Origin of the sequence: Pseudacidovorax sp. (genome assembly GCF_017991995.1) — a bacterium.
Lineage (GTDB): Bacteria > Pseudomonadota > Gammaproteobacteria > Burkholderiales > Burkholderiaceae_C > Xenophilus.
The window spans coordinates 117,584-131,501 of record NZ_JAGOPN010000019.1 but is presented as its reverse complement, the minus strand read 5'-3'; the positions used below and the strand labels follow the sequence as shown (position 1 = coordinate 131,501).

The window sequence follows — 13,918 nt, the reverse complement described above, 5'->3', positions numbered from 1 at the left end:
ATTGTTCCCGGGCCAGCGCCCCCCGAAGCGGGCGCGGCCCTCTTCCACGTTCGGAGACATTCATGAGCTTTTCCCGCCGCGCACTGGTGACGGCCTGCGCCCTCGCCGCCGCCCTGCCCTTCGCCGCCCAGGCCCAGCAGCAGGCCACCTTTCCGTATGGCAAGCCGGTGCGCATCGTCAACCCCTTCCCCGTGGGCGGTGGCCCGGATGGCGTCTCGCGCCTGGTGGCCGACAAGCTGTCGCGCACCTGGGGCGTGCCGGTGACGGTGGACAACCGCCCGGGCGGCAACGGTTTCATCGCCATCGACGCCTGGAAGCGCGGCGCCAAGGACGGCACCGACCTGCTGCTGCTGGACAACGTCCACCTGGCCGCCTACCCGTCGCTGTTCAAGAAGCTGCCCTACGACCCGGCCAAGGACTTCGACGTCCTGCTGCCACTGTTCAAGACCTACTTCTTCTTCACCGTCGGCGCCAACAGCAAGTACAAGACGGTGGGGGACATCGTGGCCGACGCCAAGGCGCGACCCGGCAAGCTGAACTACGGCTCGTGGTCGGTCGGCAATCCCGTGCACCTGGGCACGGAGCTGTTCAAGTCGGCCACCGGCACGCAGATGGAGCACGTGATCTTCAAGGAGACCACGCAGCTCTATACCTCGGTCTCCACCGGCGACATCGATTTCGCCCTGGGCAGCGCCGCCACGGCGGGTCCGCTCTACCAGTCCGGCAAGCTGCGCTTTCTGGCCGTGACCGGCCCGCAGCGCATGGCCGCCTATCCCGACGTGCCCACCGTGGCCGAGTCCGGCGGCCCCAAGGGCTTCGAAGTGACGGGCTGGAACGCCATCGCCGTGCCGCGCGGTCTGCCCGATGCGGTGACGGAGAAGATCAAGCGCGACATCGAGCAGGCGCTGACCGGCCCCGACGTGCAGGCCCGCTTCAAGAGCTTCGGCTACGAGCCCTTCCCGGTCACGCGCCCGCAGTTCGAGCAGTTCGTGAAGAGCGAATCGCAGCGCTTCGGCGACGTGATCCGCAAGGCCAACGTCTCCCTGGACTGACATGCAGCAGACCGACGCGCAAGGCCCGTTCGTCTCCCGCCGCGTGGCGCTGGCCGCAGGGGCGGCACTGCTGGCGCCGACGCTGGCGGGTGCGCAGAGCTATCCGGCCAAGCCGGTGCGCGTGCTGGTCGGCTACTCGGCCGGCGGCGCGGTCGATGCCGTGGCGCGCAGCGTGGGCCAGGCCCTCGCGACCAGCCTGGGCCAGCCCTTCATGATCGACAACCGGCCGGGCGCCGGCACCAACATCGCCGTCAAGGCCACCATCGACGCGCCTGCCGACGGCTACACGCTGATGGTGGCCGCCAACGCGCTGGCGGCCAACATGGCGCTGTACCAGCCCATGCCCTTCGATGCCGAGCGCGACCTCGTGCCGGTGTCGCTGATCGGCCGCGTGCCGGTGGTGATCGCCGCCAATGCCAATGCGCCCTTCGGCACCATCCAGCAGCTGATCGCCGAGGCCAAGGCCAAGCCCGGCAGCCTGTCCTTCGCCTCGCCGGGCAACGGCTCCACGCCGCACATGGCGGTCGAGTTTTTCGAGCGCGCCGCGGGCATCAAGCTGCAGCACGTGCCCTACCGCGGCGGCGCCCAGGCACTGACCGACGTGATCGGCGGCCAGCTGCCGCTGGTGGCCATCAATGCGCTGGAGGCGCAGCCGCATGTGAAGAGCGGCAAGCTCAAGGTGCTCGCGGCCTTGAGCCCCAACCGCAGCGCCGTCTTTCCCGACGTGCCCACCATTGCCGAGTCCGGCTTTCCGGGCTTCGAGGCCTCGGTCTGGTACGGCATCGTGGCGCCCGCGGCCACGCCCAAGTCCATCGTCACCCAGCTGCATGCCGAGGTGCAGAAGGCACTGCAGACACCGGCCGTGCGCGAGCGCATGGCCCAGGTCGGCGGCGAAGTGCTGCCCGGCAGCAGCGAGCAATTTGCCCAGCTCATCCACTCGGAGCGCGTGCGCTACGAGAAGCTGGTGCGTGAAGCCGGCATCAAGCCCGATTGAACCCATTTCCCCAGGAGCAACGCTCATGAGCAAACCCACCACAGGCCCCTTCGAGAAAACTGCCGGCTGGCTGGACTGGTACACCGGCCCCAGCAAGCCCAAGTTCCAGGTGCCGGCCGGCAGCGTCGATGCGCACTGCCACGTCTTCGGCCCCGGCGCGGAGTTTCCCTATGCGCCAGAGCGCAAGTACACGCCCTGCGATGCCAGCAAGGCGCAGCTCTTCGCCCTGCGCGACCACCTGGGCTTCGCCCGCAACGTGATCGTGCAGGCCACCTGCCACGGCGCGGACAACCGCGCACTGGTCGATGCGCTGCAGTCCTCGAACGGCAAGGCCCGCGGCGTGGCCACCGTCAAGCGCAGCGTCAGCGACGAAGAACTGCAGGCCCTGCATGCCGCCGGCGTGCGCGGCGTGCGCTTCAACTTCGTCAAGCGCCTGGTCGACTTCACGCCCAAGGACGAGCTGATGGAGATCGCCGGCCGCATCGCCAAGCTGGGCTGGCATGTGGTCATCTACTTCGAGGCGGTGGACCTGCCTGAGCTGTGGGACTTCTTCACCGCGCTGCCGACCACGGTGGTGGTGGACCACATGGGCCGCCCCGACGTAACCAAGCCGGTCGACGGCCCGGAGTTCGCGCTGTTCGAGAAGTTCATGCGCGAGCACAGCAACGTGTGGAGCAAGGTGAGCTGCCCCGAGCGCCTGTCGGTGGCCGGCCCCAAGGCGCTGGATGGCGAGCGCAGCGCCTACAAGGATGTGGTGCCTTTCGCGCGTCGCATCGTCGAGCAGTTCCCCGATCGTGTGCTGTGGGGCACCGACTGGCCGCACCCCAATCTGAAGGACCACATGCCCGACGATGGGCTGCTGGTGGACTTCATCCCGCACATCGCGACGACACCCGTGCTTCAGCAGAAGCTGCTGGTCGACAACCCGATGCGTTTGTATTGGCCCGAAGAAGCCAAGTAAGGAGACCCTTCCATGGCCCTCGACAAACCCTACCTGGACGTGCCCGGCACGATCATCTTCGACGCCGAGCAGAGCCGCAAAGGCTACTGGCTCAACCAGTTCTGCATGAGCCTGATGAAGGCCGAGAACCGCGAGCGCTTCAAGGCCGACGAGCGGGCCTACCTCGACGAATGGCCGATGACCGAGGAACAGAAGCAGGCCGTGCTGGCGCGCGACCTCAACTGGTGCATGCGCACCGGCGGCAACATCTACTTCCTCGCCAAGATCGGCGCCACCGACGGCAAGAGCTTCCAGCAGATGGCGGGCTCGATGACCGGCATGACCGAAGAGGAATACCGCAACATGATGATCAACGGCGGCCGCCGCGTGGACGGCAACCGCTACGTGGGCGAGGACGGCGACGCCCAGGCGCACCGCCAGCCGCAAGGCGCCCATCACCCCACCAAGGCGGCATGACCATGTGCCCCCGCATCCCTCAGGAGGCTTGAATGGCCCGCATCACCGCATCCGTCTACACCTCGCACGTGCCCGCCATCGGCGCCGCGCTGGACCTGGGCAAGACGAAGGAAGACTACTGGAAGCCGCTGTTCGCCGGCTACGACTTCTCCAAGCAATGGATGAAGGACAACAAGCCCGACGTGGTCATCCTGGTCTTCAATGACCATGCCACGGCCTTCAGCCTGGACATGATCCCCACCTTCGCCATCGGCACGGCCGCCGAATACCAGCCGGCCGACGAGGGCTGGGGCCCGCGCCCGGTGCCCAAGGTGGTGGGCCACCCGGAGCTGGCCAGCCACATCGCGCAGAGCGTGATCCAGCAGGACTTCGACCTCACCATCGTCAACAAGATGGACGTGGACCATGGCCTGACGGTGCCGCTGTCACTGATGTGCGGCGAGCAGGACCCGAAGAACGGCGCCTGGCCCTGCCCGGTGATTCCCTTCGCGGTCAATGTGGTGCAGTACCCAGTGCCGAGCGGCCAGCGCTGCTTCAACCTGGGCCGCGCCATCCGCAAGGCGGTCGAGAGCTTCGACGAGGACCTCAACGTGCACATCTGGGGCACCGGCGGCATGAGCCACCAGCTGCAGGGCGCACGCGCCGGCCTGATCAACTCGGAATGGGACAACAAGTTCCTGGATCGCCTGATCGCCGAACCCGCCGAACTGGCCAAGGTGCCGCACATCGAGTACGTGCGCGAAGCTGGCAGCGAGGGCATCGAGCTGGTGATGTGGCTGATCGCCCGCGGCGCCATGGGCGACGTGGCCGGCGGCCCGGCGCCGAAGCTGGTGCACCGCTTCTTCCACGTGCCGGCGTCCAACACCGCCGTGGGCCACCTCATCCTGGAAGACCAGGCCTGACCAACCATCCACAGAAAGCCAACACCGACATGACCATCAAAGTCGCACTCGCCGGCGCCGGCGCCTTCGGCATCAAGCACCTGGACGGCATCAAGAACATCCCCGACGTCGAGGTGATCTCGCTCATCAGCCGCGATCTGGGCAAGACCCAGGAAGTGGCCGACAAGTACGGCATCCAACACGTCACCACCGACCTGGCCGACAGCCTGGCCATCCAGGAGCTGGACGCGGTCATCCTGTGCACGCCCACGCAGATGCACGCCGCCCAGACCAAGGCCTGCCTGCAGGCCGGCAAGCATGTGCAGGTGGAGATCCCCCTGTGCGACGTGCTCAAGGAAGGCGAAGAAGTGCTGGCCCTGCAGAAGCAGGCGGGCAAGGTGGCGATGGTGGGTCACACCCGCCGCTTCAACCCCAGCCACCAGTACGTGCACAGGAAGATCCAGGCCGGCGAATTCAACATCCAGCAGATGGATGTGCAGACCTACTTCTTCCGCCGCACCAACATGAATGCGCTGGGCCAGCCGCGCAGCTGGACCGACCACCTGCTGTGGCACCACGCCGCCCACACCGTGGACCTGTTCGCCTACCAGGCCGGCAGCCCGATCGTGAAGGCCAACGCCGTGCAGGGCCCCATCCACAAGGACCTGGGCATCGCCATGGACATGAGCATCCAGCTGCAGGCCGCCAACGGCGCCATCTGCACGCTGTCGCTCTCGTTCAACAACGACGGCCCGCTGGGCACCTTCTTCCGCTACATCGGCGACACCGCCACCTACATCGCGCGTTACGACGACTTGGTGCAGTCGCACAGCAAGGGCGCCGAAGAGCCGGTGGACGTGAGCAAGGTCGACGTGTCGATGAACGGCATCGAGCTGCAGGACCGCGAATTCTTCGCCGCCATCCGCGAAGGCCGCGAGCCCAACAGCAGCGTGGCGCAGGTGCTGCCCTGCTACCAGGTGCTGCATCAGCTGGAGCAGCAGCTCGCCGGTTGAGGCATGGCCCGGAAACCGGATCGCTTGATCCGGCCAAAATAACCCGGGTAAAATTGCGGGCAGGTGCTGAGGGGCGCCTGCCCGCACAAGAGGCTCTCACCCTCCCGATCCGTTTCTCTTCTTCCGTGGACAGACCGCGGTCTTCGTTCGAGCCCCATGCGGGACCGGCTCGGCGTCGAGGACCTGGAGCACTGCCATGACCCCTTCCCTTTCCCTGCAGGCCCGTCGCGAACTGACGCGCCAGTACAAGCAGGCCTTTCCCGCCATGGGCATCTATGCCCTGCGCTGCGACGCCGCCGGGCTGCTGCGCGTGGGCAGCAGCCGCCATCTGGACGGCATCTTCAACCGCCTGCGCTTCGAACTGATGCGCGGCGCCCACCGCGACCGGGTCCTGCAATCGGCCTGGAACACGCACGGCGCCGAGGCCTTCCGCTTTGAAGTCGTCGACCGGGTGAAGGAACGCGACGATCCCGACTTCGACTACGACGCCGAGCTGGCGACGCTGCTGGCGCTGTGGGAGGCCGAGTTGCTTTCACCCGCGGCCGAGGGCGGTGCACGTCAAGGAGGCAGCGCATGATCCGGCTGACCGACGCCCAGGCCATGCGTCTCGGCCTCGCGCTGGCCCGGGCCCATGCACGCCAACAGCAGCGCCTGGATGAGCGCCTGGGCGTGTGGCATGGCCTCGACGCGTCGGACTTCCTGCTGCTCGATGCACTGGCACGGGCGTCGCACGGAGGTCTGCCCACGCTGCGGCTCGCGCAGGCCCTGCACCTCGCACCCTCGGCGCTCGTCCGGCAACTGATGCCACTGGAAAAGACCGGCCTCGTGGCACGCGATGCCGGTGCCGTGCTGCTGCGGCCCGCCGGCCGGCAACTGCATGCCGAAGCCGCGCAGACCGTGGGAGCGGTGTGCGCCAAAGCGTGGGCCGGCGTCGGTCTGGACCCGTGCGGCCCGGACGCTCTGCAGTCGCAGCTCGATGCCGTGGCAAGCGGTGCCGTCATCCCGACACCGTCCGCGGCGCCAGCGCCATGAGCCAGCAGCCCCCCGGGCACAAGCATGCCCCCGACGACGTCCCGACAGGAAGCGCCAAGGTCCCGGCGGAGGAACTCAAGGTGCGTGCCCGCGTGCGCCTGAATGGGGCGCGCCGCGATGGCCGCAGCGATGACCGCACCCTGGGCGACCATTTGCAGACCGCAGCGCGCGAACTCGGCTTCCTGCACTGGGACCATGCCCGCCGCGTGCTGGGCGGCCTCGCCGCGCCGGGCGATGACATGGGTGACTTCTGGCACGCACCGCGGACGGGCCTGCTGCTGCACCTCTGGTTCGCCCGCCATGACGAGGCAGCGCCGGCACTCGCAACGCAGCCCGGCGGCTTCCTGCTCCCCTACCGCCGCCAGTGCTTCATCGTGCAGGCACCCTTCATCGAAGCCCTGGGCCTCGACGCGACCGACCCCGCCTGGCGGGCCATCGGCCATGATCTGGTGGCAGGCTACGGCACGCCGGCCTGGCAGCACCTGGCCTGGCAAAGAGTCCGCGCGCCCCTTTCAACCTTCCAACCCCGACTAAGCTCTGCCCATGCAAACACGACGTATCGCGAACTTTGAGGTCTCGGCCATCGGCCTGGGCTGCATGAACCTGAGCCACGCCTATGGCGTGCCGCCCTCGCCCGAGCAGGGCGAGCGCGTGCTGCTCGCTGCGCTGGATGCCGGCGTGACGCTGTTCGACACGGCGGCGCTCTACGGCTTCGGCGCCAACGAGGAACTGGTGGGCCGTGTGCTCAAGAAACACCGCCACCAGTTCACGCTGTGCAGCAAGGGCGGCATGGCCGGCGTCAAGGGCGAGGACGGCGTGATGCGCCGCGTGATCGACGGCCGCCCCGCCACGCTGCGCCGCAACTGCGAGGACAGCCTGCGCCGCCTGGGCACCGACGTCATCGACCTCTACTACCTGCACCGCTGGGACAAGAAGGTGCCCATCGAGGATTCGGTGGGCGAGATGTCGCGCCTGATCGAAGAGGGCAAGGTGCGCGCGCTGGGCCTGTCGGAGGTCTCGGCCGGCACGCTGCGCAAGGCGGCGGCCGTGCATCCCATCGCTGCCGTGCAGACCGAATATTCGCTCTGGACGCGCAACCCCGAGATCGCCGTGCTGGCCGCCTGCCGCGAGCTGGGCACCGCCTTCGTGGCCTTCAGCCCGCTGGCCCGCGCCTACCTCACCGGCCGCCTCACCGACGTGGCCGCGCTGGACGCCAAGGACATCCGCCGGCCCATGCCGCGCTTCTCGGCCGAGCACTACCCGCGCAACCTGTCGCTGCTGCCCGCCTTCGAGGCGCTGGCCCAGGAGGCCGGCTGCACGTCCGCCCAACTGTCACTGGCCTGGCTGCTGGCGCAGGGCGAGGACATCATCCCGATCCCGGGCACCACCAGCGTGGACCATCTGCAGGAGGACCTGGCCGCCGCCGACCTCCAACTGCCGGTCGACGTGATCGCCCGCGCCGGCGATCTCATCAACCAGCGCACCGTGAGCGGTCCGCGCTACCCGGCCCAGGCGACGCAGGAAGTGGATACGGAAGAGTTCGCCGCCTGACCGGCGGCGTCAGATCGCGACCAGCTGGCGCACGCCGTCGATCGCCATGTCCTTGCCCAGGCCGCGCGCAATCACCTCGCCACGCTCCATCACGAGATAGTGGTCGGCCAGTTCCTCGGCAAAGTCGTAGTACTGCTCGCACAGCACGATGGCCATCTTCTGGCCCTTCCAGCCCTCGTCGGCCAGGCGGCGGATGGCACGGCCGATGTCCTTGATGATGCTGGGCTGGATGCCCTCGGTGGGCTCGTCCAGGATCAGCATCTTCGGCCCCGGGGCCAGCGCCCGGGCGATGGCCAGCTGCTGCTGCTGGCCGCCCGACAGGTCCCCGCCGCGGCGATGCAGCATCTGCTTGAGCACCGGGAACAGCTCGTAGAGTTCGGGCGCGATGGGCGTGGAAGCGCTGCGGTAGGCCAGGCCCATCCGCAGGTTCTCTTCCACCGTCAGCCGCGCGAAGATCTCGCGGCCCTGCGGCACGAAGCCCATGCCGGCGCGGGCGCGCTCGTAAGGCGTCTTCTTGTGCACCGGCTGACCGTCGAATTCGATGCTGCCGCTCTTGATCGGCACCAGGCCCATGAGCGACTTCAGCAGCGTGGTCTTGCCCACGCCGTTGCGGCCCAGCAGCACGGTGACCTGGCCCAGCGGCGCCTCGAAGCTGACGTCGCGCAGGATGTGCGAGCCGCCGTAGTACTGGTGGATGTTCTTGACCTTCAGCATGGTTCAACGTCCCAGGTAGACCTCGATGACGCGCTCGTCGGACTGCACTTCATCGAGCGTGCCCTGCGCCAGCACCGAGCCGTCGCACAGCACGGTGACGATCTCGGAGATGGTGCGGATGAAGCTCATGTCGTGCTCCACCACCATCAGCGAGTGTTTGCCCTTGAGCGTGAGGAAGAGCTCGGCCGTGCGCGCCGTCTCTTCGTCGGTCATGCCGGCCACGGGTTCGTCCAGCAACAGCAGCTTCGGGTCCTGCATGAGCAGCATGCCGATCTCCAGCCACTGCTTCTGGCCATGGCTCAGCGTGCCCGCCATGCGGTTGACGCTGTCGGCCAGGTGGATGGTCTGCAGGATGTCGGCCAGCCGGTCGGCCTGGGCCGAGTCGAGCTTGAAGAACATCGAGGGCTTGACGCGCTTGTCGGTCTTGAGCGCCAGCTCCAGGTTCTCGAACACGGTCAGGTGCTCGAACACCGTGGGCTTCTGGAACTTGCGGCCGATGCCCAGCTGCGCGATCTCGGCCTCGCGGTGGCGCAGCAGGTCGATGGTGCTGCCGAAGTAGACGGTGCCTTCGTCGGGCCGCGTCTTGCCGGTGATGATGTCCATCATCGTGGTCTTGCCCGCACCGTTGGGGCCGATGATGCAGCGCAGCTCGCCGGGGGCGATGTCCAGGCTCAGCTTGTTGATGGCCTTGAAGCCGTCGAAGCTCACGCTCACGTCTTCCAGGTACAGGATGCGGCCGTGGGTCACGTCCACCTCGCCCGCCACGGCGGGCCGGCCGTAGCCGGCGGTGCGGCCACCGGACTCGGTCGAGGCGCCGACGGGCAGGCCCTGGGCGCGGGCGTGGCGCTCGGCGCCGGCTTCCATCAGGTCGGGCGTCATGCCTGGGCTCCCTTGGGTTCGACATGCACGGTGGGTACGGCGTCGGGCTCCACGCCCTCCTCCCTGGCCAGGGCGCGCTGGGCCTGCTCGCGGCCAGTGGGCGCCACGGGTTCGGCAGCGACCCCGGCCTTGCCGCGGTTCATCAGACGGCGCACCAGGCCGACGATGCCATCGGGCAGGAACAGCGTGACAGCGATGAAGAGCGCGCCCAAGAAGTACAGCCAGTATTCCGGCGCCACCACCGTGAGCCAGCTCTTGGCGCCGTTGACCAGGAAGGCACCCACGATGGGCCCGACCAGCGTGGCCCGGCCACCCACGGCCGTCCAGATGGCGATCTCGATGGAGTTGGCGGCGCTCATCTCGCCCGGATTGATGATGCCCACCTGCGGCACGTACAGCGCGCCGGCCACGCCGCACATCATGGCCGAGATGACCCAGATGCTGAGCTTGTAGGGCAGCGGGTTGTAGCCGCAGAACATGGTGCGCGACTCGGCATCGCGGATGGCCTGCAGCACGCGGCCGTACTTGCTGCCGATCAGCCACTTGGCGAACAGGAAGAAGCCCAGCAGCACCGCACCGGTGAGGGCGAAGATCGTCATGCGCATCTCCTGCGTCGCGATCGGGATGCCAAGGATGCGCTTGAAGTCGGTGAAGCCGTTGTTGCCGCCGAAGCCCGTCTCGTTGCGGAAGAACAGCAGCATGGCCGCGAAGGTCATGGCCTGCGTGATGATCGAGAAGTACACGCCCTTGATGCGCGAGCGGAAGGCGAAGTAGCCGAAGACCAGCGCCAGCAGGCCCGGCACCACCACCACCATCAGCATCTGGAAGACGAAGCTGTCGCTGAAGGTCCAGTGCCAGGGCAGGGTCTTCCAGTCGAGGAAGACCATGAAGTCCGGCAGGTCGCTCTTGTAGTTGCCGTCGCGGCCGATCTGGCGCATGAGGTACATGCCCATCATGTAGCCGCCCAGCGCGAAGAACAGGCCGTGGCCCAGCGACAGGATGCCGGTATAGCCCCAGATCAGGTCCATGGCCAGTGCGCAGATGGCGTAGCACATGATTTTGCCGAGCAGCGCCACCGCATAGTCGCTGAGGTGGAAGGCGCTGCCTTCGGGCACCCACAGGTTGAGCACCGGCGCCAGGCCGCACACGACGATCAGCGCGATGAAGAAGGCGGTCCAGCCCTTGCCGCTGAGCAGCGGGGCCTTGGAGGGAAGAGTGACTGTCCTCATGCTTCTGCACTCCGGCCCTTGATGGCGAAAATGCCTTGCGGCCGCTTCTGGATGAACACGATGATGAAGACCAGGATGGCGATCTTGGCCAGCACCGCGCCCGCCCAGCCCTCGATGAACTTGTTGAGCACGCCCAGGCCCAGCGCTGCGTACACGGTGCCGGCCAGCTGGCCCACGCCACCCATCACCACCACCATGAAGCTGTCGACGATGTAGCTCTGACCCAGGTCGGGGCCCACGTTGCCGATCTGGCTGAGCGCGCAGCCGGCCAGGCCGGCGATGCCCGAGCCCAGCGCGAAGGCATAGGTGTCCACCCGCGCCGTGTTCACGCCCATGCAGGAGGCGATGGGCCGGTTCTGCGTCACGCCGCGCACGAAGAGGCCCAGGCGCGTGCGGCCGATGAGCCAGGCCATGGCCGCCAGCACGAGGCCCGCGAAGATGATGATGCCGATGCGGTTCCAGGGCAGCACGAGGTTGGAGAGCACTTCCAGCCCGCCGCTCATCCAGCCGGGGTTCTCCACGCCCACGTTCTGCGCGCCGAAGATCGTGCGCACCAGCTGCTGCAGCATCAGGCTGATGCCCCAGGTGGCCAGCAGCGTCTCCAGCGGCCGGCCGTAAAGGAAGCGGATCACGCCCCGCTCCAGCACCGCACCCACCAGGGCCGAGGCCATGAAAGACACGGGGATGGCCGCCACCAGGTACCAGCCGAACATCGACTCGGGCAGGAAGCGCTGGAACACGCCCTGCATCACATAGGTGGCATAGGCGCCGATCATCATCAGCTCGCCATGGGCCATGTTGATCACGCCCATCAGGCCGTAGGTGATGGCCAGGCCTAGCGCCGCCAATAGCAGCACCGAGCCGAGGCTGATGCCGCTGAAGATCACGCCCAGCCGGTCGCCCCACACCAGCGCGCCGTCGATGGCGGCAATGCTGGCCTGGATGGCGGCCTTGACCTGCGGGTCGGTCTCGTCGGCCAGGCGCTGGTTGAGCAGCAGCTTGGTGTCCGGGTTCTTGTTGTCGCCGAGGGCCTTGGCGGCAGCCAGGCGCTTGGCGGCGTCCGCGCTGGAGAGCATGGAGGCATCGCGCACCAGCATCAGCTTGGCCTTGACCTTGGCGCTCTGCTCGGCGGCCAGGGCCTTCTCGATCAGCGGCACGCGCGATTCGTCGGGCTCCTTGAACAGCGCCTCGGCCGCTTCCAGCCGCACGGCTTCGTCGGGGCTGGTGAGCTGCAACGCGGCCTGCGCAGCATCGAGCGCGCCGCGCATCAGGTTGTTGTTGACGACGTCCTCGGCCTCGGCCGGCACCTTCACCTCGGCGCCGGTGACCGGGTCGTAGCCCTTGTCGTCCTTCATGAGGAAGGCCTGCTTGTCGGTGAACTTCACCGCCTCGTCCACCAGGGCCTGCAGGAAGGCCTTGGTCTTCTCGTCGGCCACGGCCACGGCCTTGTTGATGGCCGCGATGCGGCTTTCGGCATCGCCCGAGGCCATGGCCAGGGCCTCGTCGGCCGTCAGCGCCCTGGCCGGCCCGGCCAGCATCAGCAGGGCGAGGAACGCCAGCTGCATGAACAAGCGAAGAGGTGTTTTCACGTCGTCCTCGACATCCAAAGAAAAGGCCCGATCCCGACAAGCAAGATCGAGCCTGTGCGCCCATGAGCTCAGGGCAAGCGAAGCGAAGCCCGTTCGCACGCACCCGCGGAACCGGCTTTGCCGGGCCGCCGGGGTGGTCTTGCAGACCGCGCTGCGCCAGTGGCGCAGCTCTTCGCCAGTCGGGCAAGGTCCACCGGACCTTGCCCGTACAGGCTCAGCCCCTTGAGGGGGATTCGGCTACACGAAGTGAGCAAGAAACGGGGTGGTCAAATTTTCGACTTGCCGTCCGGCTCGTCCTTCTTCTTGTCGTTGCCTTCGATGTACGGGCTCCAGGGCTTGGCCTTGACCGGCTCCTTGGTCTTCCACACCACCTTGAACTGACCGTCGGCCTGGATCTCGCCGATGAACACCGACTTGTGCAGGTGGTGGTTCTTCTCGTCCATCTTGCTGACGATGCCCGAGGGTGCGTTGAAGGTCTGACCGGCCATGGCGGCGATGACCTTGTCCACGTCGGTGGACTTGGCCTTCTCGACGGCCTGCTTCCACATGTTGATGCCGATGTAGGTGGCTTCCATCGGGTCGTTGGTCAGCGGCTTGTCCTTGTGGCCGGGGATGTTCTTGGCCTTGGCGTAGGCGGACCACTTCTTGATGAACTCGGTGTTGGCCGGGCTCTTGATGCTCATGAAGTAGTTCCAGGCGGCCAGGTGGCCCACCAGCGGCTTGGTATCGACGCCGCGCAGTTCCTCTTCGCCCACCGAGAAGGCGACGACCGGCACGTCCTTGGCCTTCAGGCCGGCGTTGCCCAGTTCCTTGTAGAAGGGCACGTTGGAGTCGCCGTTGATGGTCGACACCACGGCCGTCTTGCCGCCTTGGCTGAACTTCTTGATGTCGGCGACGATGGTCTGGTAGTCGCTGTGGCCGAAGGGGGTGTACTTCTCGTCGATGTCCTTGTCGGCCACGCCCTTGCTCTTCAGGTAGGCGCGCAGGATCTTGTTGGTGGTGCGGGGGTAAACGTAGTCGGTGCCCAGCAGCACCCAGCGCTTGGCGCCGCCGCCTTCCTTGCTCATCAGGTAGTCGACGGCAGGGATGGCCTGCTGGTTGGGCGCGGCGCCGGTGTAGAACACGTTCTTCGACAGCTCTTCACCCTCGTACTGCACGGGGTAGAACAGCAGGCCGTTCATTTCTTCGACGACCGGCAGCACCGACTTGCGCGACACCGAGGTCCAGCAGCCGAAGATCACGGCGACCTTGTCCTGGCCGAGCAGCTGCTTGGTCTTCTCGGCGAACAGGGGCCAGTTGGAGGCGGGGTCGACCACCACGGGCTCAAGCTTCTTACCCAGCACGCCGCCCTTGGCGTTGATTTCGTCGATGGCCATCAGCACCGTGTCCTTGAGCACGGTCTCGGAGATGGCCATGGTGCCGGACAGCGAGTGCAGCACGCCGACCTTGATGGTGTCCTGCTGGGCAAAGGCGGGCGCGGCGCCGAGACTGGCGAGGGCGACGCTGGCGGTCAGCGCCTTGAGGGTGAAGCGACGTTGCATGGCTGCTCTTCTCCTGGGGTTTCGGT

15 protein-coding genes are annotated in these 13,918 nt (G+C 67.2%); 10 read left to right on the top strand and 5 right to left on the bottom strand.

Annotated features, from left to right (window positions below):
* Positions 1-62 precede the first annotated feature (62 nt).
* The 10 genes from KBC94_RS22965 (at position 63) to KBC94_RS22920 (ending at position 7,940) form a co-directional block, all read left to right on the top strand.
* A complete protein-coding gene (locus KBC94_RS22965; RefSeq protein WP_294375691.1) occupies positions 63-1,052 on the top strand; it encodes a tripartite tricarboxylate transporter substrate binding protein in 990 nt (329 codons plus the stop codon).
* A 1-nt stretch (position 1,053) separates the two neighbouring features.
* The gene (locus tag KBC94_RS22960; RefSeq protein WP_294375688.1) at positions 1,054-2,046 is read left to right on the top strand and encodes a tripartite tricarboxylate transporter substrate binding protein; all 993 of its coding nucleotides are present in this window, start codon (positions 1,054-1,056) and stop codon (positions 2,044-2,046) included.
* Positions 2,047-2,071: 25 nt separating this feature from the next.
* Positions 2,072-3,007: an amidohydrolase family protein gene (locus tag KBC94_RS22955; RefSeq protein ID WP_294375686.1), complete on the top strand. Its 936-nt coding sequence runs from the start codon at positions 2,072-2,074 to the stop codon at positions 3,005-3,007.
* Positions 3,008-3,019: 12 nt separating this feature from the next.
* The gene (ligA, locus tag KBC94_RS22950) at positions 3,020-3,463 is read left to right on the top strand and encodes a protocatechuate 4,5-dioxygenase subunit alpha (RefSeq protein WP_294375685.1); all 444 of its coding nucleotides are present in this window, start codon (positions 3,020-3,022) and stop codon (positions 3,461-3,463) included.
* A gap of 32 nt (positions 3,464-3,495) precedes the next feature.
* Entirely contained in the window at positions 3,496-4,365 is an 870-nt protein-coding gene (locus KBC94_RS22945) for a class III extradiol dioxygenase subunit beta (RefSeq protein WP_294375682.1), read from the top strand.
* Positions 4,366-4,394: 29 nt separating this feature from the next.
* A complete protein-coding gene (locus tag KBC94_RS22940) occupies positions 4,395-5,357 on the top strand; it encodes a Gfo/Idh/MocA family oxidoreductase (protein WP_294375679.1) in 963 nt (320 codons plus the stop codon).
* Positions 5,358-5,553: 196 nt separating this feature from the next.
* A complete protein-coding gene (locus tag KBC94_RS22935; RefSeq protein WP_294375676.1) occupies positions 5,554-5,934 on the top strand; it encodes a GIY-YIG nuclease family protein in 381 nt (126 codons plus the stop codon).
* Complete coding sequence (locus KBC94_RS22930; RefSeq protein WP_294375675.1) at positions 5,931-6,389, top strand: AsnC family transcriptional regulator; 459 nt, start codon at positions 5,931-5,933, stop codon at positions 6,387-6,389. Before KBC94_RS22935 ends, KBC94_RS22930 begins: the two co-directional genes overlap by 4 nt.
* Positions 6,386-6,961 (top strand): hypothetical protein, encoded by a 576-nt coding sequence (locus tag KBC94_RS22925; RefSeq protein WP_294375673.1) that lies wholly within the window; start codon positions 6,386-6,388, stop codon positions 6,959-6,961. Before KBC94_RS22930 ends, KBC94_RS22925 begins: the two co-directional genes overlap by 4 nt.
* Complete coding sequence (locus KBC94_RS22920) at positions 6,933-7,940, top strand: aldo/keto reductase (protein ID WP_294375669.1); 1,008 nt, start codon at positions 6,933-6,935, stop codon at positions 7,938-7,940. The genes KBC94_RS22925 and KBC94_RS22920 overlap by 29 nt, the downstream gene beginning before the upstream one ends.
* A 9-nt stretch (positions 7,941-7,949) precedes the next feature.
* On the opposite strand, the gene urtE is transcribed toward KBC94_RS22920, so the two are convergent.
* The 5 genes from urtE to urtA all read right to left on the bottom strand — a co-directional run bounded on the left by urtE (position 7,950) and on the right by urtA (position 13,892).
* Positions 7,950-8,654: an urea ABC transporter ATP-binding subunit UrtE gene (gene urtE, locus KBC94_RS22915; RefSeq protein ID WP_294375667.1), complete on the bottom strand. Its 705-nt coding sequence runs from the start codon at positions 8,652-8,654 to the stop codon at positions 7,950-7,952.
* A 3-nt stretch (positions 8,655-8,657) separates the two neighbouring features.
* On the bottom strand, positions 8,658-9,533 hold the full coding sequence (urtD, locus tag KBC94_RS22910; RefSeq protein ID WP_294375664.1) for an urea ABC transporter ATP-binding protein UrtD: 876 nt from the start codon (positions 9,531-9,533) through the stop codon (positions 8,658-8,660).
* Entirely contained in the window at positions 9,530-10,762 is a 1,233-nt protein-coding gene (gene urtC / locus KBC94_RS22905; RefSeq protein ID WP_294375661.1) for an urea ABC transporter permease subunit UrtC, read from the bottom strand. Before urtC ends, urtD begins: the two co-directional genes overlap by 4 nt.
* Positions 10,759-12,327 carry an urea ABC transporter permease subunit UrtB gene (gene urtB, locus KBC94_RS22900; protein ID WP_294375769.1) on the bottom strand — a complete coding sequence of 523 codons (1,569 nt, stop codon included), beginning with the start codon at positions 12,325-12,327 and terminating at the stop codon, positions 10,759-10,761. Before urtB ends, urtC begins: the two co-directional genes overlap by 4 nt.
* Positions 12,328-12,617: 290 nt before the next feature.
* Positions 12,618-13,892 (bottom strand): urea ABC transporter substrate-binding protein, encoded by a 1,275-nt coding sequence (gene urtA / locus KBC94_RS22895; protein ID WP_294375657.1) that lies wholly within the window; start codon positions 13,890-13,892, stop codon positions 12,618-12,620.
* Positions 13,893-13,918 lie beyond the last annotated feature (26 nt).

Bases quoted from the DNA above. Each gene is read 5' to 3' on its own strand.
- KBC94_RS22965 (WP_294375691.1), top strand. From the start codon at position 63: ATGAGCTTTTCCCGCCGCGCACTGGTGACGGCCTGCGCCCTCGCCGCC.
- KBC94_RS22960 (WP_294375688.1), top strand. From the start codon at position 1,054: ATGCAGCAGACCGACGCGCAAGGCCCGTTCGTCTCCCGCCGCGTGGCG.
- KBC94_RS22955 (WP_294375686.1), top strand. From the start codon at position 2,072: ATGAGCAAACCCACCACAGGCCCCTTCGAGAAAACTGCCGGCTGGCTG.
- ligA (WP_294375685.1), top strand. From the start codon at position 3,020: ATGGCCCTCGACAAACCCTACCTGGACGTGCCCGGCACGATCATCTTC.
- KBC94_RS22945 (WP_294375682.1), top strand. From the start codon at position 3,496: ATGGCCCGCATCACCGCATCCGTCTACACCTCGCACGTGCCCGCCATC.
- KBC94_RS22940 (WP_294375679.1), top strand. From the start codon at position 4,395: ATGACCATCAAAGTCGCACTCGCCGGCGCCGGCGCCTTCGGCATCAAG.
- KBC94_RS22935 (WP_294375676.1), top strand. From the start codon at position 5,554: ATGACCCCTTCCCTTTCCCTGCAGGCCCGTCGCGAACTGACGCGCCAG.
- KBC94_RS22930 (WP_294375675.1), top strand. From the start codon at position 5,931: ATGATCCGGCTGACCGACGCCCAGGCCATGCGTCTCGGCCTCGCGCTG.
- KBC94_RS22925 (WP_294375673.1), top strand. From the start codon at position 6,386: ATGAGCCAGCAGCCCCCCGGGCACAAGCATGCCCCCGACGACGTCCCG.
- KBC94_RS22920 (WP_294375669.1), top strand. From the start codon at position 6,933: ATGCAAACACGACGTATCGCGAACTTTGAGGTCTCGGCCATCGGCCTG.
- urtE (WP_294375667.1), bottom strand. From the start codon at position 8,654: ATGCTGAAGGTCAAGAACATCCACCAGTACTACGGCGGCTCGCACATC.
- urtD (WP_294375664.1), bottom strand. From the start codon at position 9,533: ATGACGCCCGACCTGATGGAAGCCGGCGCCGAGCGCCACGCCCGCGCC.
- urtC (WP_294375661.1), bottom strand. From the start codon at position 10,762: ATGAGGACAGTCACTCTTCCCTCCAAGGCCCCGCTGCTCAGCGGCAAG.
- urtB (WP_294375769.1), bottom strand. From the start codon at position 12,327: ATGCAGCTGGCGTTCCTCGCCCTGCTGATGCTGGCCGGGCCGGCCAGG.
- urtA (WP_294375657.1), bottom strand. From the start codon at position 13,892: ATGCAACGTCGCTTCACCCTCAAGGCGCTGACCGCCAGCGTCGCCCTC.